This window comes from Stutzerimonas kunmingensis, assembly GCF_900114065.1.
Taxonomy (GTDB): Bacteria; Pseudomonadota; Gammaproteobacteria; order Pseudomonadales; family Pseudomonadaceae; genus Stutzerimonas; species Stutzerimonas kunmingensis.
On the sequence record NZ_FORS01000002.1, the window covers coordinates 266,828 to 284,812 of the forward strand.

At 64.4% G+C, this 17,985-nt stretch carries 18 protein-coding genes; 2 read left to right on the forward strand and 16 right to left on the reverse strand.

Translation table 11 applies throughout. From position 1 onward, the window contains the following. Positions 1-11: 11 nt before the first annotated feature. The 8 genes from BM275_RS05690 to BM275_RS05725 are packed head-to-tail and all read right to left on the reverse strand — an operon-like array spanning position 12 to position 7,851. Positions 12-1,289: an SAM-dependent methyltransferase gene (locus tag BM275_RS05690; RefSeq protein ID WP_090519843.1), complete on the reverse strand. Its 1,278-nt coding sequence runs from the start codon at positions 1,287-1,289 to the stop codon at positions 12-14. Then, the gene (locus BM275_RS05695) at positions 1,276-2,076 is read right to left on the reverse strand and encodes a DUF1365 domain-containing protein (RefSeq protein WP_014820389.1); all 801 of its coding nucleotides are present in this window, start codon (positions 2,074-2,076) and stop codon (positions 1,276-1,278) included. Before BM275_RS05695 ends, BM275_RS05690 begins: the two co-directional genes overlap by 14 nt. A gap of 11 nt (positions 2,077-2,087) precedes the next feature. Continuing rightward, positions 2,088-3,335, reverse strand: a complete 1,248-nt coding sequence (locus tag BM275_RS05700) for an NAD(P)/FAD-dependent oxidoreductase (protein ID WP_090519845.1) — start codon at positions 3,333-3,335, stop codon at positions 2,088-2,090. Positions 3,336-3,337: 2 nt separating this feature from the next. Next, on the reverse strand, positions 3,338-4,105 hold the full coding sequence (locus BM275_RS05705; protein WP_090519847.1) for an SDR family NAD(P)-dependent oxidoreductase: 768 nt from the start codon (positions 4,103-4,105) through the stop codon (positions 3,338-3,340). Further along, positions 4,102-4,530 carry a nuclear transport factor 2 family protein gene (locus tag BM275_RS05710; RefSeq protein ID WP_090519850.1) on the reverse strand — a complete coding sequence of 143 codons (429 nt, stop codon included), beginning with the start codon at positions 4,528-4,530 and terminating at the stop codon, positions 4,102-4,104. Before BM275_RS05710 ends, BM275_RS05705 begins: the two co-directional genes overlap by 4 nt. Continuing rightward, positions 4,527-5,957, reverse strand: coding sequence for a deoxyribodipyrimidine photo-lyase (gene phrB / locus BM275_RS05715; protein ID WP_090519853.1), 1,431 nt, complete (start codon positions 5,955-5,957; stop codon positions 4,527-4,529). Before phrB ends, BM275_RS05710 begins: the two co-directional genes overlap by 4 nt. Then, complete coding sequence (locus BM275_RS05720; protein WP_014820384.1) at positions 5,954-6,889, reverse strand: MerR family transcriptional regulator; 936 nt, start codon at positions 6,887-6,889, stop codon at positions 5,954-5,956. The genes phrB and BM275_RS05720 overlap by 4 nt, the downstream gene beginning before the upstream one ends. Positions 6,890-6,891: 2 nt before the next feature. After that, on the reverse strand, positions 6,892-7,851 hold the full coding sequence (locus tag BM275_RS05725) for a YbgA family protein (RefSeq protein WP_023443726.1): 960 nt from the start codon (positions 7,849-7,851) through the stop codon (positions 6,892-6,894). Positions 7,852-8,182: 331 nt separating this feature from the next. On the opposite strand from BM275_RS05725, the gene BM275_RS05730 reads away from it, so the two are divergent. Both BM275_RS05730 and hemH read left to right on the forward strand, forming a co-directional pair. After that, positions 8,183-9,085 (forward strand): TIGR01777 family oxidoreductase, encoded by a 903-nt coding sequence (locus tag BM275_RS05730; RefSeq protein ID WP_090519857.1) that lies wholly within the window; start codon positions 8,183-8,185, stop codon positions 9,083-9,085. Positions 9,086-9,166: 81 nt separating this feature from the next. Next, a complete protein-coding gene (gene hemH, locus BM275_RS05735) occupies positions 9,167-10,192 on the forward strand; it encodes a ferrochelatase (protein WP_090519861.1) in 1,026 nt (341 codons plus the stop codon). Between the two features lie 40 nt (positions 10,193-10,232). On the opposite strand, the gene BM275_RS05740 is transcribed toward hemH, so the two are convergent. The 8 genes from BM275_RS05740 to BM275_RS05780 form a co-directional block, all read right to left on the reverse strand. Next, positions 10,233-12,890 carry an EAL domain-containing protein gene (locus tag BM275_RS05740; RefSeq protein ID WP_090519866.1) on the reverse strand — a complete coding sequence of 886 codons (2,658 nt, stop codon included), beginning with the start codon at positions 12,888-12,890 and terminating at the stop codon, positions 10,233-10,235. Positions 12,891-13,066: 176 nt separating this feature from the next. After that, on the reverse strand, positions 13,067-13,507 hold the full coding sequence (locus BM275_RS05745; protein WP_014820379.1) for a PAS sensor domain-containing protein: 441 nt from the start codon (positions 13,505-13,507) through the stop codon (positions 13,067-13,069). 235 nt (positions 13,508-13,742) lie between these two features. Beyond that, positions 13,743-14,270, reverse strand: a complete 528-nt coding sequence (locus BM275_RS05750; RefSeq protein ID WP_090519869.1) for a DUF3833 domain-containing protein — start codon at positions 14,268-14,270, stop codon at positions 13,743-13,745. Continuing rightward, positions 14,267-15,505, reverse strand: a complete 1,239-nt coding sequence (locus tag BM275_RS05755; RefSeq protein ID WP_090519873.1) for an MFS transporter — start codon at positions 15,503-15,505, stop codon at positions 14,267-14,269. The genes BM275_RS05750 and BM275_RS05755 overlap by 4 nt, the downstream gene beginning before the upstream one ends. Beyond that, positions 15,502-16,020: a chalcone isomerase family protein gene (locus BM275_RS05760; RefSeq protein WP_090519875.1), complete on the reverse strand. Its 519-nt coding sequence runs from the start codon at positions 16,018-16,020 to the stop codon at positions 15,502-15,504. The genes BM275_RS05755 and BM275_RS05760 overlap by 4 nt, the downstream gene beginning before the upstream one ends. 10 nt (positions 16,021-16,030) lie before the next feature. Further along, complete coding sequence (folX, locus tag BM275_RS05765) at positions 16,031-16,402, reverse strand: dihydroneopterin triphosphate 2'-epimerase (protein ID WP_090519877.1); 372 nt, start codon at positions 16,400-16,402, stop codon at positions 16,031-16,033. Beyond that, complete coding sequence (folE, locus tag BM275_RS05770) at positions 16,402-16,959, reverse strand: GTP cyclohydrolase I FolE (protein ID WP_014820374.1); 558 nt, start codon at positions 16,957-16,959, stop codon at positions 16,402-16,404. Before folE ends, folX begins: the two co-directional genes overlap by 1 nt. 530 nt (positions 16,960-17,489) lie before the next feature. Further along, positions 17,490-17,936 (reverse strand): thiol-disulfide oxidoreductase DCC family protein, encoded by a 447-nt coding sequence (locus BM275_RS05780; protein WP_090519883.1) that lies wholly within the window; start codon positions 17,934-17,936, stop codon positions 17,490-17,492. Between the last annotated feature and the right edge of the window lie 49 nt (positions 17,937-17,985).

Genomic DNA, 17,985 nt, shown 5'->3' on the forward strand with positions numbered 1-17,985 from the left:
TATCGGGCGCCTCATGTCGCGCTTGACCCGTCGTAGAGCGGTTTCCGACGAGCGCCCGGTTTGGCCAGCAGCAGCTGTGCGGTGCCGATGGCGCGCTCGATGAAGCCGCCCTCGCAGTAGCACAGGTAGAACTCCCATAGCCGGTAGAAATAGTCGTCGTAACCGTGGCGCTCCAGCTCGCCGCGGGCGCGGCGGAAGTTCTCGTGCCACAGGCGCAGGGTGCGCGCGTAGTGTTCGCCGAAGTCCTCCATGTGCAGCAGGTTCATGTCCGAGTCGCTGGTTACGACATTGAGCATGCGCTGCATGGAGGGCAGGGCACCGCCGGGGAAGATGTAGCGCTGGATGAAGTCGACGCTGCGGCGCGCCTGTTCGTAGCGCTGGTCGCGAATGGTGATGGCTTGCAGCAGCATCAGCCCGTCGTCCTTGAGCAGCCGCGAGCACTGTCGGAAGTAAGTCGGCAGGAAGTCGTGGCCGACCGCTTCGATCATTTCGATGGACACCAGCTTGTCGAACTGACCGTCGAGATCGCGATAGTCCTGCAGCAGCAGGGTGATGCGGTCCTGCAGGCCCTGTTCTTCGATGCGCCGCTGGGTGTAGGCGAACTGTTCGCGCGACAGCGTGGTGGTGGTCACCCGGCAGCCACGGTGGATGGCGGCATAGAGCGCCATGCTTCCCCAGCCGGTACCGATCTCCAGCAGATGGTCCTCGGGCTGCAGGTCGAGCTTATCGCAGATGCGTTCGAGCTTGTGCAGCTGGGCCTGTTCCAGACCCTGTTCGGGGCTGGTGAACATTGCCGCCGAGTACATCATGGTCGGGTCGAGAAACTGCTCGAAGAGCTCGTTGCCGAGGTCGTAATGGGCGGCGATGTTGCGCTGTGAGCCGCTGCGGGTGTTGCGGTTGAACCAGTGCAACGCCCTGATCACCGGCTGGCCGAACAGCGCCAGGCTGCCCCGCTCTATGTTGTCGAGCACGTCCATGTTGGCGACGAACAGGCGGATCACCGCGGTCAGGTCCGGGCTGTGCCAGTAGCCGTGAATGTAGGCTTCGCCGGCGCCGATCGAGCCGCGCGCGGCGATCAGGCCCCAGGCGGCACTGTCGGTTATATGAATTTCTGCCTTGAGCGGGCTCGCCAGATCGCCGAACTGCTGGCAGACATCGCCGTGTTGCAGTCTCAGCAACCCGTGGCGCAGGTGTTTGAGCTGATTCAGCACGGTACGGCGCAGCAGGCTGCTGGCCAGTCCCATGCCCGCCAGCGGACGGACTTTGACGGTCAGGCTAGGGCTCTTCATGGCGGGCTCCGGTGGGTTGCGTGACGGCCAGCCCGTACGCCTTGGTAGCGGGCTGATGGGTGAAGATTGGTGTGCGCTTGAGCAGCAGGCGCAGCGCCTGCCAGTAGATGGCGAGCAGGGTCTTGGCGGTCATCCAGGGGAAGCCGAGCAGGTAGCGGTGCACCGCGCCGCAAGTCAGCGCCTGGCGTTGCAGACCGAGGGTGGCGTCGAACAGCTTCTGCTCGCCCTGCCAGTCCTCCATGTGCACGCCTATGCGTCGTCCCGGCGGGTTGAAGCGCATGCGGTATTCCAGCTCGCCGGGCAGGAACGGCGAGACGTGGAAGGTCTTCGCCACCGTGCAGCGCAGGTTGCGATTGCCGGATGCCGGCAGCACGTAGTGATAACGCTCGCGCCAGGGGGTGTTGCTGACTTCGCAGAGCACCGCGGTCAGCTGTTCCTGTTCGTCGAAGCAATAGAAGAAGCTGACCGGGTTGAAGCACAGCCCCCAGCTGCGCGGCTGGGTCAGCAGGCGCACGGCACCGGTGACCGGCCGCCCGAGGGCTTCGCTGACCCGCTGGCGGACCGCGTCGGCCAGCGCGATGCCCTGGCTGGTGTATTGCGGCAGGTAGTCGCGCTCGCGGAAGGAAAATGCGGCGAAGCGGGCACGCCCACTCAGGGGCGAAAGCCCGAGCACGGCGTCCTGTTCGGCTAGGTCGAGGTACAGCAACCCCATGCGATAGCTGAACGCATGGGCCCGCGGCGCGAAGCGCCGATGCTGCACCCAGCCGCTGTACAGCGCGCTGTGCACGATGGCGCTGCTCACAGCGACTCTCCGAAGGCGGCGGCGACGCGCAACGCGCTGACCACACCGTCCTCGTGGAAGCCATTGCCCCAGTAGGCACCACAAAAGTAGCTGTGCCGGGCGCCGAGGAGTTCGTCGGCACGGGTCTGCGCGTCGATGCCGGCCAGGCTGTACTGCGGGTGGGCGTAGGAGAAGCGCGCGAGGATCAGGTCCGGATCGATCGCTTCGCTCTGGTTGAGGCTGACGCAGAAGGTTTCCGGCGACTCGATGCCCTGCAGGATGTTCATGTTGTAGGTCACCGCGGCCTGCTGCGTGGTCGGCCCACCGAGGCGGTAGTTCCAGCTGGCCCAGGCGCGGCGACGCTTGGGCAGCAGGCGCGTATCGGTGTGCAGCACCACGTCGTTTGCTGCGTAGCCGATGGCTCCGAGGATCTCTCGTTCGACCCGGCTCGGTTCGGCCAGCAGGCTCAGCGCCTGGTCGCTGTGACAGGCGAAGATCACCTTGTCGAAACGCTCGGCACCGGCCGGGCTCTGGATCGTTACGCCGTGCTCATCGCGCAGCACCTCGAACACCGGGCAGTTGAGACGGATGTGCTGGCTGAAACCCCGCGTCAGTGGCGATACATAGGCGCTGGAGCCGCCTTCGACGACGTACCACTGTGGGCGATCGCTCACCGACAGCAGCCCGTGGTTCTTGAAGAAGCGGATGAAGAATTCCACCGGGAATTCCAGCATGTCGGCCAGCGACATCGACCAGATCGCCGCGCCCATCGGCACGATGTAGTGATCGATGAAGCGCTGGCTGTAGCGGCCCAGCTTGAGGTAGTCGCCGAGGGTGACCTGGGCCCCGATGCGGCCGTGCTTGTAGTCATCCAGCGCTTCGCGGTTGAAGCGCAGGATGTCGCGGATCATGCCCCAGAAGGGCGGCGAGAGTAGGTTGCTGCGCTGGGCGAACAGGGTGTTGAGGTCGTGGCCGTTGTATTCCAGGTCGCTGCGCGGGTCGCTCACCGAAAAGCTCATTTCGGTCGGCTTGTAGCGCCCCCCGATTTTGTCCAGCAACTTGATGAAGTTGGGGTAGGTCCAGTCGTTGAAGACGATGAAGCCGGTGTCCACCGCGTAGTCCCGGCCGTGCATGCGAAAGTCGACGGTATGGGTGTGACCACCGATCCAGCTGGCGGATTCGAACACCGCGATCTGGTGCTGACGGGACAGCAGATGCGCACAGGTAAGTCCGGCAATACCGCTGCCGATGATGGCGATCTTCATGGTTATCCTTCCTTGAGTGGCGTGCGCGCTAGTCGCCGGCCGAGGGCGAATTGCAGGCGTGCGGGCAGCAGTGAGAGCAGGCGCAGTACGGCGATGAACGGCGCGGGAAAAGCGATGTGCAGCGGGCGGCGTTCCAGGTGCCGGGCGATCTGCCGTGCGGCCTTGTCCGCCGGCCAGGTCATGGGCATGGCAAAGTCGTTGCGACGGGTCAGCGGCGTGTCGACGAAACCGGGGCTGACGAGGGTAACGTCGATGCCCTCGCTGGCCAGATCCAGACGCAGTGATTCGAGCAGGTAGCGCAGCGCAGCCTTGGATGCGCCGTAAGCCCCGGCACGCGGTAGCGGCAGCCAGGTCACCGAGCTGCCGACACCGACCAGATGCGGGCGCACCCCTTGGCGCAGCAGTGGCAATGCGGCCTCGATGCAGTAGCCGACGGCAAGCACGTTGGCGCCCATCACACGCCCCAGCAGCGCCGCGTCGAACCGGCCAGCGTCGATGTATTCGCAGGTGCCGGCGTTGAGGATCACGCTGTCCAGTGCGCCCCATTGCGTCTGGATGGCGGTGCCGATGTCGTGCACCTGTTCGCTGTCGGTGAGATCCCCGGGCAACACCAGTACTCGCCCCGGGTAACGCCGGGCAAAGGCCTGCAGCGGCTCGGCACGGCGCGCCGAGAGTGCCAGGCAGTGCCCGGCGGCGAGCAGTTGGCGCGCCAGCTCCAGGCCGATGCCACTGCTGGCGCCGGTCAGCCAGATACGTCGCGAGAGGTTCACGCGAGCCTCCGCTGCAGCCAGCGAATGGCCGCGCCGAGCAGCGGCACATGCTGATAGAGCAGGGCGCCGGCATCGAAGTAGTCGCGGTGGCGGACGACTTTGCCTGCGCCATTCCAGCGCAGCAGCGAGCAGCCTTCGAGGCTGATCAGCTCGCCGCCGTTCAGCCGCGGATGACGGTAGCTCATGATCCAGCGCAGATAGCCCTGGCCGTCGCATACCTCGTCGTGGCTGATGAACTCGAAATGCAGGTGTTCGACGTTGGCGTACAGCTCGCTGAAATAGCGTTCCAGCTCGACGAGCCCGCAGACCTCATGCAGCGGGTCAGTGAAGTGCACGTCGGCGCTGTAGAGGTCGCGCAGGCGGTCGAGATTGCTCGCGTCGAGGCGGGCGAACTCGCAGGCGAAAGACTGCAGGAAGCCGCTCATGCTTGCGCATCCGGCAGGTTGCGGAAGGCATCCAGCGCCCGCGCCCGGCTGGCGCCGAGGTCGACGATGGGGGCGGGGTACTCGGTTACGCCGAACAGGCTGCGGTGCGCCGACGGGTTATGCACGTCGCGCCTGCTCAGGTGCTGCAGCTCGGGAAGCCAGCGGCGCAGGAACTGCCCGTCCGGGTCGAAGCGTTGCGACTGGCTGATCGGATTGAACAGGCGGAAGTAGGGCACCGAATCCGTGCCGGTGGACGCGCTCCATTGCCAGCCGCCATTGTTGGCGGCCAGGTCGCCGTCGATCAGGTGACGCATGAACCAGCGCTCGCCCTCACGCCAGTCGATCAGCAGGTTCTTGCTGAGGAACATGGCGACGACCATGCGCAGACGGTTGTGCATCCAGCCGGTTTCCTGCATCTGGCGCATGGCCGCATCGATGATCGGAAAGCCGGTGCGGCCCTGCTGCCATGCTTCCAGCTCATACGGCGTGCGCCGCCAGGGCAGTGCCTCGGTTTCCGGGCGGAAGGCGCGGTACATGGACACCCGCGGATAGCCGACCAGGATGTGCTTGTAGAACTCGCGCCAGAGCAGTTCGTTGATCCAGGTGGTGACGCCGGTGCTGCCGCTGTCCAGCTCGCCCTGGTTGTAGCCAAGCGCCGCGTGCAGGCACTGGCGGATGGAAATGACGCCGGCGGCGAGGTAGGCCGACAGCTGGCTGGTGCCGGGCTCGGCGGGCAGGTCGCGGCGCTGGTGGTATTCGTTCAGGTCATCTTCGACGAACGCTGCCAGGCGGCGTTGGGCGAAGGCTTCGCCGGCTGGCCAGAGCGCGCGCAGATAGTCCGTGGGTCGCGGAAAACCGGTGACCGTCGTGGGTATCGGGTCACTGGTGATACCCAGCGGCGCCTGGGCCGCAGGCACCGGCTCGCAGGCTGGCAGCGATACGCTCAGGCGGGCAAGGCAGGCCTTGCGGAACTGGCTGAACACCTTGAAGTAGCTGCCCGACTGCGTCTGTACGCTACCCGGAGTGAACAGCAGCTGGTCGAGATGGCCGCGCACGCTGATGCCGGCCGCTTCCAGATGCGTCGTAACTGCCTGATCGCGGCGCTGCTCGTTTACCCCGTACTCGTCGTTGTAATGCAGCCGCTGCACGCCCTGTTCGCGGCAGACCTTCAGCAGCGCGTCGGGTACCGTCTGCCAATCATCGACCTCGCGAATCAGCAGCGGGACGTTGAGCGCGCCCAGCCGCGTCGACAGCTCGGCGAGGTTACGCAGCCAGAAGTCGACCTTGCACGGGGCGTCATCGTGGGCGAGCCATTGCCCCGGGGTCACCAGATACAGCGCCACGGTAGGGCCGCAAGCCATCGCAGCCGCGAGGGCGGTGTTGTCGCTTGTGCGCAGATCGCTGCGCAGCCAGAGCAGCTGGGTCATGACGCACTCCCTTCGCTACCGGGCAGCAGGCCGGCGCCATGCAGTTGCTGCAGGGCGCCGAGGGGACCCTCAGCGAGCATCAGCCCGCGATGTCGGTGCAGCTCGGGTGCATGGATATGAACGGCCGGCCCGGCCACACAGAGCGGCGCGACGCTTTGCTCGATCAGACGCGGCAGGTCGCGTTGCAGGCAGTTGCCCGGCAGGCTGTTGCTCGCATAGAGCAACAGGGCGCGCGGCAGGATGCGCTCCATCGCCAGGTTCAGCTCGTTTAGCGGTACCGGCCACTCGACGACTTCAACTGGGCAGTCGGTGCTGGAGACGAGCCAGGCGGTCAACCACAGACCGGGCGCGAAGGACTCGTTATCCAGATTGGCGAGCAACAGCGGACGCCCGACCTGCTGCCGGTTGTTGAAATAGATGCGGGTCGCCAGTTTGCTGCGCAGCCAGGAATGAACCAGCGCCCGCTCCACCGCTGCACCGTACTGGCCCTGCCAGCGCTGTTCGAGTGCCTCGAGCAGTGGATGCAGCAGGTGCTGGCAGAGCGTGCGCGGCGGATACAGCGCCATGGCCCGGTTGAAGGCATCGTCCAGGCGCCGTTCGCTGAGGCGGTCGATGGCCTGCAGCAGCTCTTCGAGCAGCTCCGACCACTGGTTCTGCCTGGGCAGCTCCGGCGGCGTGGTGGTGTCCAGCAGCGGCTTGATCTGGCTGACCGAAACGCCGCGATTGAGCCAGGTGAGGATGTCGCGGATGCGCTGGATATGTGCTTCTTCGTACAGCCGATGGCCCTTGGGCGTGCGCAGCGGGACGATCAGCCCGTAACGGCGCTCCCAGGCACGCAGGGTCACGGCGTTGACGCCGGTGATGCGCGCCACTTCGCGGATCGGCAGGAGGCCGTCGGCCGTCAGCTGCGTCAGGTCCGTTGATTCATTCATGTTCAGATTCCGTTGCGCAGGCTGAGGGTTTCGGGATGCGGCTGCATGTAGGCCTGGCGTGCGACGTAATGATCGGGATGCCGACGGAAGTGGTGCTTGAGCAGGGTCAGCGGCACCACCAGCGGGATGACGCCGGCGCGATACTGATCGATGAGGTGGCGCATCTCGCGGCGGTCCTCCGCGCCAAGCGCGTCCTTGAGGTAACCGCTTAGATGCAGCAGCACGTTGCAGTGCGTACCGCGGGTGGCCGGCTTCTTCAGCGCCTGCATCAGCTGGCTGAAGTACTGCGGTGCGAACTCCTCCAGCGAGTGTTCCGCCAGTTGCGCGACCAGCCGGCCGAGCACCTTGTACTGCAGCGGGTTGCTCGCCATCAGCTGGTACTTGTAGCGCGAGTGGAAATCGACGATGGCCCGGCGGCTGAGGCCGGCCTGGCGCAGGCGCTGCCAGTCGGCATGGGCATAGACGCGGGTGAGGAAGTTTTCGCGCAGCACGGCATCGTTCAGTCGACCGTCCTCTTCGACCGGCAGATCCGGACAGGCCTGCATCAGCGCCTGGGCGAACACGCCGCTACCACCTCCGGGCTGGGTATGGCCGTTGGCGGCATAGACCTTGACCCGCTCCATGCCGCAGGACGGCGATTTCTGCATAAGGATGTAGCCGTTGATGTCGTGCAACTGCTCGGCGATCTGCCGACCGTAGGCGGCGAGGGCTTCGGTGACATCCAGCTCGGGACGTACGGTGCCGACAGCCTTTGGTGCGTCGGTGTCACCGACCAGGCGGATCGGCTCGCGAGGTGTGCCAAGGCCGATGGCAACCTCCGGGCACACCGGCACGAACTCGAAGTGCTGCGCCAGGGTTTCGCTGCACAGGCGTGATTCCTTGTGGCCACCGTTGAAACGCACCGGATTACCAAGCAGGCAGGCGCTGATTCCAATCTTGGGCGTGGGGAGCTTGGTGTGCATGATGGCGACCTCGTCTTGTACAAGTTGGGTTTCTGTACAACTTGTGGCCATCATAATCGCGGTGTTGTACAAGTCAATACATGATGTACAAGTAAGTGCATAATCCTGTACAAATGTGTCAACGAATGGCTTTGGATAGTTGTCGCCGCGTACCGAGGGAGTTTTTGGTGGCTGACCGATCTACAGCGCTTGTCGGCCGGCCTGATGTGCGTCAGTGGCTCAGCCGAAGCGGTGGCGTGAAAATACTGTACGGCTCATGTGCCTGTGTATAGGTGTATGCTTTCAAGCAAGTCGTCAAACCCGCGCAATGGCTGCGCGCCAGGAGCTCACCATGAACATCTTGTTGACGGGCGGTACCGGGCTGATAGGTCGCGCGTTGTGTCGGCGCTGGCTGGCGGACGGGCATCGGCTGTGGGTATGGAGCCGCACGCCGCAACGCGTTGCCGCGCTGTGTGGTGCCGAGGTGCAGGGTGTGGGCAGCTTGCAGCAGCTGGATGCCGTGGCGCTGGACGCGGTGGTCAATCTGGCCGGCGCCCCCATCGCCGATCGGCCATGGACCAAGTCGCGCAAGGCGTTGCTATGGGACAGTCGGGTCAAGCTCACCGAACAGCTGGTCGAGTGGCTGGGCCGGTGCGAGCAGAAGCCGGCGCTGCTGATCTCCGGTTCCGCCGTGGGTTGGTACGGCGACGGTGGTGAGCACCGCCTGACCGAAGGCGATCAGCCGGTCTCCACCGATTTTGCCAGCCAGCTGTGCAATGCCTGGGAAGAGCGCGCGATGGAGGCGACAGTGCTGGGAATGCGTGTGGTGCTGGTGCGTACCGGGCTGGTGCTGTCGCGTGACGGGGGCTTTCTCCAGCGGTTGCTGCCGCCATTCAGGCTTGGTTTGGGCGGGCGCATCGGCGATGGTCGGCAATGGATGCCGTGGATTCATATCGAAGACCAAATCGCCCTGATTGATTTTCTTCTGCGCCAGCCGGCGGCAAGCGGGCCTTACAATGCCTGTGCGCCGGCCCCGGTGCGCAACGTCGAGTTCACGCGCAGCCTTGGCCGCTGCCTGCATCGCCCGACGGTATTGCCAGTCCCGGCAGCGGTGCTCAAGCCCCTGCTCGGCGAGTTGGCCGGGCTGTTGCTCGGGGGGCAACATGCGTTGCCGCAGAGGGTCGAGGCGGAAGGTTTCCGCTTCCGTTTCAACGATCTGGATTCAGCCCTGACCGACCTATTGACGCCCCCCTGAAGGGTGCGCCCTGTGTGAAAATAGCGCGCCCCCCGCTTGGGGTTACGGCGCAACCTTAAAAACAGTAGTCAGGAAAGTTGCATGACAGAGCAGGCGTTGTTGTTGGTCAATCTGGGTTCGCCGGCCTCCACGGAAGTCGCTGATGTACGCCGCTACCTCAACCAGTTTCTGATGGATCCGTACGTTATCGATCTGCCGTGGCCGTTGCGGCGCCTGCTGGTCTCGCTGATCTTGATCAAGCGCCCCGAGCAATCGGCGCATGCCTACGCCTCGATCTGGTGGCCGGAAGGTTCGCCGCTGGTGGTGCTGAGCCGCCGTCTGCACGAGGCGGTACGTCCGCACTGGACGCAGGGCCCGGTGGAGCTGGCGATGCGCTACGGCGAGCCCTCCATTGAGACCACGCTGACGCGTCTGGCCGGGCAGGGCATCACCCAGGTCACCTTGGCGCCGCTTTATCCGCAGTTCGCCGACAGCACCACGACGACGGTCATTCAGGAAGCGCGCCGGGTCATCCGCGAGCGCGGACTGTCTCTGCAGTTGTCGATCCTGCAGCCGTTCTACGACCAGCCGGAGTACCTCGACGCGCTGGCCGCCAGTGCCAGGCCGCATCTGCAACAGGATTTCGATCATCTGCTGCTGAGTTTCCACGGGCTGCCCGAGCGTCACCTGCACAAGACCGATCCAACCGGCGCGCACTGCCTGAAGGGCGATGATTGTTGCCAGCGTGCCGAGGGCGAGGTACTCGCCAGCTGCTACCGCGCGCAGTGCATGCGCACCGCCGCCGGCTTCGCGGCGCAGGCCGGGTTGCGTGACGATCAGTGGTCGGTGTCCTTCCAGTCGCGCCTCGGCCGCGCCAAGTGGATCGAGCCCTACACCGAGACGCGTCTCGACGAGCTGGCGCAGCAGGGCGTGAAGAAGCTGCTGGTGATGTGCCCGGCCTTCGTCGCCGACTGCATCGAAACCCTCGAGGAGATCGGCGATCGCGGTCGTGAGCAGTTCATCGAGGCGGGTGGCGAGGAACTGGTGCTGGTGCCCTGTCTGAATACCCACGAGGATTGGGTAAAGGCGCTGGTGACACTCTGCGGTCGCGCGCCTCTGGCGCTCTGACCGCAGGCTCGGGGGGCATCGCCCGGCGATGCGTCCCACGTCAGGCTGTCACGCCGTCGTCCGCCTCGGTGCTGCGAACCAGCTCCTCGAACGCATCTGCCGATAGCGGTCTGCCGAACAGATAACCCTGATAGCGATGGCAGCCATTGGCGAGCAGCATCGCCCGTTGTGGCTCGCTTTCGACGCCTTCGGCGATGACCTCCAGGCCCAGACCGGTCGCAAGGGCGCAGATGGCCCGCACGATGGTCAGGCTGCTGCTGTCGTCCGGCAGGCGGCGAATAAAGGTCTGGTCGATCTTCAGCTGATCCAGCGGCAGCTGCTGGAGATAGCTCATCGAGGAATAGCCGGTACCGAAGTCGTCGATGGCGAAACGGATGCCGTGCTGCTTGAGCCGCGTCATGCGGGCGATCGCTTCGGGCATGTTGTCCAGCAGCAGCGTTTCGGTCAGCTCCAGCTTCAGCCGGGCCGGATCGGCACCACTCCCTTCCAGCAGCTCGAGCACCCCCTCGACGAAATTGTCCTGGTATAGCAGGTGTGCACTGAGGTTTACCGAGAGGCTGAGGTGGGCGAATTCCGGCGTTTCGGCCCAGCGCGCCAGTTGTGCGCAGGCCTGCGCCAGCACCTGTTGATCGAGGGTGTGGATCAGACCGGCGTGTTCGGCCTGGGCGATGAATGCCGCTGGAGTGAGTAGACCGCGCAGCGGGTGCTGCCAGCGCACCAGCGCCTCGGCGCCGATGATGCCTTCGGTCTGCTCCAGTTGCGGCTGGAAAGTGAGTATGAATTCGCCGTTCTTTAGACCCAAGCGAATCTCTTCCTCCAGACGCAACCGTTCCTGCACGGCCAGCTGCATGCGCGGATCGAAGAAACGCAGGGCGTTCTTGCCGGAAATCTTCGCTTCGTACATCGACATGTCGGCGCGCTTCATCAGCTCGTCGCTGCTGCTGGCTTCGGCACCGAACAGCACCACGCCGATACTGGCGCTGCTGTACAGAGCGAGATCGGCCAGGCGATACGGCCGATCCAGCGAGTTCAGCAGCTTCATGCCGATGTGCTCGGCCTGGCCCGCCGCGCGTAGCGGGTCATCGCCGAGGTTCTCCAGCATCACCACGAACTCGTCGCCACCCAGGCGCGCCACCGTGTCGCTGGCGCGCACCTCGGCGTGCAGACGTTCGGCGGCGATGCGCAGCACCTGGTCGCCGGTCTGGTGCCCGTGCAGGTCGTTGATGTTCTTGAAGTTGTCGAGGTCGATGAACATCAGCGCGCCCAGCTGATTGCCGCGGCGGCTGGCGGCCATGGCCTGGTGCAGGCGGTCGAGCAGCAGCCGGCGGTTGGGCAGACCGGTCAGCGGATCGTAGAACGCCAGATTATGAATTCGCTCTTCGGCCGCCTTACGATCGGTGATGTCGGTAAAGGCGGCGACATAGTGCGTAACCTCGCCGAGCGCGTTGCGCACCGCGCTGACGGTCAGCCATTCGGGAAAGATCTCGCCACTCTTGCGCCGGTTCCAGATTTCGCCTTCCCATACGCCGGTGGTTTCGATGCTCGACCACATGGCGCGATAGAACTCCGGGCCGTGCTTGCCGGATGCGAGCAGAGCGGTGGTCTGACCGATGGCCTCGGCGGGGCTGTAGCCGCTGATGCGGGTGAAAGCCCGGTTGACCCGTAGGATGCGGTTCTGCGCGTCGGTAATCAGCATGCCCTGCTGCGATTCGAAGGCGATGGCGGCGATCCTGCGCTCTAGCTCGGTGTTCACCCGTTCGGTGATATCGCGGCTCAGCCAGACCACCGCACGCTTCTGTCCTTCCGGCTGCTCCAGCGGCAGCGCGCGGCCTTCGAACACCTTGAGGCCACCCTGAGTCGGCAGGCAGTATTCGATCAGCTGCGGTACATCGCTGTTCAGCGTCAGCTGGATGAAGTCGAGGAAGCGACGTTCTTCCTCTTCGGGCATGACGTCGTGCAGACGGCGACCGAGCAGCTTGCTCGGATCGTCATACAGCAGGCTCCGTTCGGCGCAGAGGATTTCCAGGTAGCGGCCATCCTCGTCGAGCACCATGAGCAGGTCGGGCATGGCTTGGGTGATGGCGCGCAGCCGGGCTTCGCTGAAGCGCAGGGCCTGCTCGATCTTGTTGCGCTCCAGCAGATCCTTGAGCAGGACGCCGAGGGTTGCGGTGGCGATGGGCAGCGCCAACAGCGCTGGCAAGGCAGCTTCCCGTACGGCGGCAGCGCCGAGCCCGTTGGGCAGCATCAGTGCAACCAGCGCCAGCGCGCCAAGGTGCAGCAACACGCCCAACGCGAGCAATTGCCAGAAGCCGATGCCGACCAGACGCTTGCGATATGCACAGCCGTAGGCGAGCCCGAGCGCAATGGGCAAAGCCACGTTCGCAAGCCCCGGTACCACACCGGGCCCGCCGAGCCAGAGGCGATAGGCGCCAGCCAGGGTGCCGGCGATCGTGGCCACCAGCGGCCCGCCGAACAGTCCAGCCATGCTCAGCACCACAGTGCGCGCATCGAGGATGATTCCGGTGTGGCCGACGCTGGTGATCAGCATGCCGATGATGCAGGCGCTGCCGAACCAGAGGCCGGCGAGCAATTGTGCGGAGCGATTGCCGCTCCGGTTCCAGCTGCGTGTAGTGAAGGCCAGCAGCCAGCACAACGCGAGCAGCATGACCGCGTTCTGTACAACGGCATTGAGAGTCAAGACAGAATCCTAGGGCGCAACCGCCCACTGCAGGATGGTGAAATGGCGATTTGCCAGTATCCCATATCCACGCTACCGAGTAACGGCACTTAGGTAGGGTTGCCCGGGTACTTGAGGGCGCAGCGCTGCCGCATCGTTGAGCCAACGGCCCGGCGGTCGCGGGCCGGGCGGCGTGCTCAGTTCTGCGCGAGCTTCGCCTTCAGTTCGCGAATCTCGGCTTCCAGCGCTTCGACGCGTTGCAGGGCGTCGACCTCGGCGGTGACGTTCTTCTGGATGCCGATGAAGTAGGTCAGCTGATCGGCCTCGTTGAACACCGGCGTAATGGAAAGCTCGTTCCAGAACGGTGTGCCGTCCTTGCGGTAGTTGCGGATGATCTGGCGGCACGGCTGGTTGTTCTTCACCGCCTCGCGAATGGCCTGCAGGGCCGGCTGGTCGCGGTCCTCGCCCTGCAGGAAGCGGCAGTCGCGGTAGAGGATGTCGTCGACCGCATAGCCGGTCAGCCGCTCGAACGCTGGGTTGGCGTAGATCAGGATGTTGTCATCGCCTTCCTGTTCGGCGACCACGATCCCGTCGTTGGAGGCTTCGATAACCAGTTGCAACAGCTTGGCATTGATCATGTCACGACATCCTGAAAGGGCATGCCGCGCATTCTAGAACAACTTGGCCCGCTCGGTGCCCTGCAGGTGCCATCAGTGGCCTGTTTGGCAAGTTCAGTTGGTCAATTTCTGCGCCCATGGCCCCGATACTGCGTTGCTGCTCCTCACCATGGCCCGCTATGACTCGTCGCAGCGCCTTGTCTCGGAACCATGGTCATCCGGACTTGCCTCAACCAACTCACCACAGGCCACCCGCTCATTCGTTGCGTTTGCGGAAGAACAGGGTGACCTGTCCCACCTCGACGCCAAACTTGCTCATGAACGAACGGTTGGCCAGGGTGTTCTCGTCGATCAGGTACATCCAGTCGTCCAGGTCTACGTCGTAAACCTTGTCATCCGCCGGCAGGCTGAGCACGTAGCGCCAGCGCAGGGCATTGCCGGCCACTTCGCCAACGGCCTCGCCGACCACGTCTGCAGCCGTGCCGCGCCAGTGCCCCGGGCGTTCCTCGGTCAGCGTCCAGACGCGTTGCTGGGTAGTGCCGTCGCTGTAGCGGAAGTGTTCGTCGAGGATCAGCTTGTCGCCATCGAGGCTGCCTTCGATCTCGACATGAAAGCGCTTGACGACCTCGCCGGAGCGCTTCTGGAACATGCCCCAGGCATCCACCGTGTCGACGAAATACTTGCGCAGATCCAGCTGCGGCTCCTCGTCTCGGTAATGCTCGACATCGACGGCGGTGCAGCTGAGCAGTAGCAGGCAGCAAGCCAGGATCAGTACCTTTTTCATGATTTCGTTTCTCCGCAGGGCAGGGAAGTGAGTAGCCGCGCTGCCAGTAGCTTCAGCAGGCAGGGCAGGCCGGCGTAGACCAGCGCAAGGTTCCAGCCGGCCGCGTTGCCCGGTTGGTAGTCGCTCAACGCCAGCAATGGCAAAGCCAGACCGGCGAGTGCGAGCGCCAGCTTGGCGAGAAAGCTCCACAAGCCGAAGTAGGCGGCAGTGGAATCACGCTCCTCGACTGGGATGATGTCGGCCAGCAGCGCTGGTGGCAGGGCCAGATCGGCTCCGAGGGCAAGGCCGGACATCATGCAGACGCCGGCATAGGCCCAGGCCGAGCCCGGCTCCATCAGCACCGCCCAGATAAAGGCGGCGCAGGCGGTGAGCATGCCGATCCGCCAGCTGCGTCGTTTGCCGATGCGATCGGCCAGACGGGTCCAGAGCGGCAGACCCAATGCGCCGCTGATGAAGTAAAGCGCCAGGAACAGGCCGGTCAGTCGCGCCAGTTGCAGGCGGTCGGCGATGAAGAACAGCGCCAGGGTGGCCGGGATCGCCACCGCCACGGCATTGATGAAGTAGACGCCCGCCAGGCGCCGGAACGCCGGATTGCGCAGCGGCAGTCGCCAGCTGCTGGTTTCGGTACGCACGGTGCGGTGGGGGCGTGGGGCGCCGCATAACAAGGTCGCCGTGCCGGCTAACAGCAGCACGGCGAAGGTGGCAGCAAAGGTTGCCAGTGCCGCGGCCATGCCATATTGCGTCGCCAGTACGGTAGGCAGCACGCTGGCGAGCACCACGCCGAACAGCCCGGCACCTTCGCGCCAGGCAGCGACTCGGGTGCGGGTATCCGGCTGGTCGGAGAGGCGCGCGCCCCAGGCCAGATAGGTGATGTTGATCAGGCTGTGCAAGGTATAGGTGAGCGCCAGCAACGCGCCGAGCCACGCGGCTAGGCCAAAACTGCCGAAGTTGCCGGGTGGGATCAGCAGTCCCGCCATCGCCAGGCTCAGCAACACAGCCGCGACGCCGAGCAGAATGGTCCAGCCACGTGGTGAGCGGCGATCGATAAGGCGGCCAAGCCAGGGGTCTTGCACGGTATCCAGCAGACGGGCGAGAAACAGCACGGCGCCGGTCAGCGTCAGACCGAGGCCGAGATCGGCCGCATAGAAATTCGGTACCAGCACATAGATCGGCAGCATGGCCATCGCCAGCGGCAGCCCGAGCATTCCATAGGCTGCCAGCGCCGGGCTTTTCATCGCTGGCCCAGCAGGTTGCGCCGCAATTTCTGGTCGCGGCTGCGTGGGTCGAGCCAGATGGCGAAGAAGGCGTCGGCGAACGCGGCGTCGGCGACCTCATGCTGCAGGCGATCATTCACATAGAAGCGGCAGCCGTGCCCGGGCAAGAAGACGCCGGTGATTCGGTCACCCGCCTTTACATCGACGAAGGCTTGCTGCATGTCTGCGCGCCAGCGGCGCAGTTGTTCGGCATCGAGCGGCTCGCCGGAGAGTCGCTGAATCTCTTCCAGGCTGGTGCGCACCAGGTCGTCGCGGCTGATGGAGCGGTGATAGGTCAGTTCCAGCGCGAACGCCGTACGGGTTTGCAGCGGCGCGGTTTCGCTCCACAGGCGCGCGTCATAGATGCGCAAGCCGAAGAAGCGCAACTGGCCTTCGCCAATCAGTCGCGCCTGTGGCACGGCTTCGCGCCAGCTCGCTGCTGCGTTTAGTGGGATCAGCGAAAGCAGGCTGGCGAGCACGACGCGGCGGATATTCACGACACCGTGCTCAGTGACTGCCAGCGAGGGTGATCGAGACTGAATCGGCAAAGCGCAGCGCATGCGGCTTGTCGACTTCCACCTCGGCGTAGCTCACCGCGGGATGTGCCATCACCAGGTCGAGGATTTCCTGGGTCATGCGCTCGAGCAGAGCGAAGCGGCTCTGCTCGACATGCCGAATGATCGCCTTGGTGATGGTGCGGTAGTTGAGCGCCTGCTCGATGTCGTTGTCGCGCACCGCCTCGACCGCCGGGTAGAGGATGTTCAGATTGATCAGCACATCCTGGCGATTGAGTATCTCGTCCTTGTTGATGCCGATGTAGGTGCGCAGGCGCAGATCCTTCACCCGGATGCGCGCCATGCCAGGTTCCAGGCGCGGCATTACTGGCCCCTCCCGATCAACTGTAGAAATTCCATCCGTGTGTTGCAGGAGCTGCGGAAGGCGCCGAGCATCACCGAGGTGTTCATCACCGAGTTCTGCTTTTCCACGCCCCGCATCATCATGCACATGTGCTTGGCTTCGATGACCACCGCAACACCAGCGGCGCCGGTGACTTCCTGAATGGCTTCGGCGATCTGGCGGGTCAGGTTTTCCTGGATCTGCAGGCGGCGGGCGAACATGTCGACGATTCGCGCAATCTTCGACAGGCCCAGCACGCGCCCGGTGGGGATGTACGCCACATGAGCCTTGCCGATGAAGGGCAGCATGTGGTGCTCGCACAGGGAGTACAGCTCGATGTCCTTGACGATGACCATCTCGTCGTTGTCCGAGGCGAACAGCGCGCCGTTGACGATCTCTTCCAGGCTGCGGTTGTAACCGCCGCACAGGTATTGCATCGCCTTCGCCGCGCGTTGCGGCGTGTCGCGCAGACCTTCACGCTCCGGGTTTTCACCCACCCCGGAGAGTATTTCGCGGTAATGACCAGGCAGATCGTTCATGACGGTTCCTTTTGTGCGCCGGGCGCTGTTGCGTGGAGGGGAATGCTGTTGCATCGATGAGGGATGCGATAAAGCTATACGAATATTGCTTCCTGTACAGGTAAATGTACAGGAATATTCTGCTGCATAAGAACTCCTTGGCCCGAGCCCGCCATTTGGCAGGCAGGTGGGCGATTGCGGGGCTATGCGGCCAACTGAATCTGTACAGGTATCCGAGTATGAAACAGGGCGTGTCGAGGCTTGGGCTGCGTATTGCGCTATTTCGCCGCCGAGTAGAGCGGGTCGAGCTGCATGGTCTGCGCTGCTGCGGGTACAGCGCCTGGGTGGTCGAGCGCAGCGGTCGTCGCCGGCAGTTCGCCGATGGCCAGACGCAATGTCTGGAGCGACCAAGGCAGCTTGAAGCGGGAGCTTCGGGCGTGCGGTGTGCGTGAGGTCTACTGGCGGCAGCCGGTCAGCCATGACGAAATGATCGGCCGCCCGGCTGCTGTGGAATCAGGGTTTGGCCTGCGCATGCCTCTGCTTGCCGACATCTAAAGGCGATCGTCGCTTGCAGCGCTGGTCTTCGACGGCTTTTGCGGCACATTGCACTCGGTTGTGCAACGACTCGCACCGTCGGGATGCGGCAGCCAGTCAAGATGCGGGCGCAGCACGGCGAACAGCTGGTAACCGAGCAACAGCAGCGGCCGCAATGGACGCCAGCCGAGCGGTGCGGCCCAGCGACCGTGGCCTGCCAGTCGCCAGCTCCAGTAGGTGGCGTCCACGCCGGTCAGCCAGGCACCGCTGGCGCTGCGGGCGTGCAGACGCCGTCGGAGCTGCGCCAGATCCCGGTCGAGCCCTTTAGGATCGAAATTGGCAGCGCTGATATCCACCAGCCGCAGCCTTGCCGGATCGGCGCTGCGTTCCAGCCAACGAACTTCTCGGGCACACAGCGGACAGGCTCGATCGACATAGAGCGTCAGGGGCAAATCAGGCGTCATTTCATCGCACCTTGCGTTTGTACAAAGTTTGTAGAGGGTATGCTGCGAA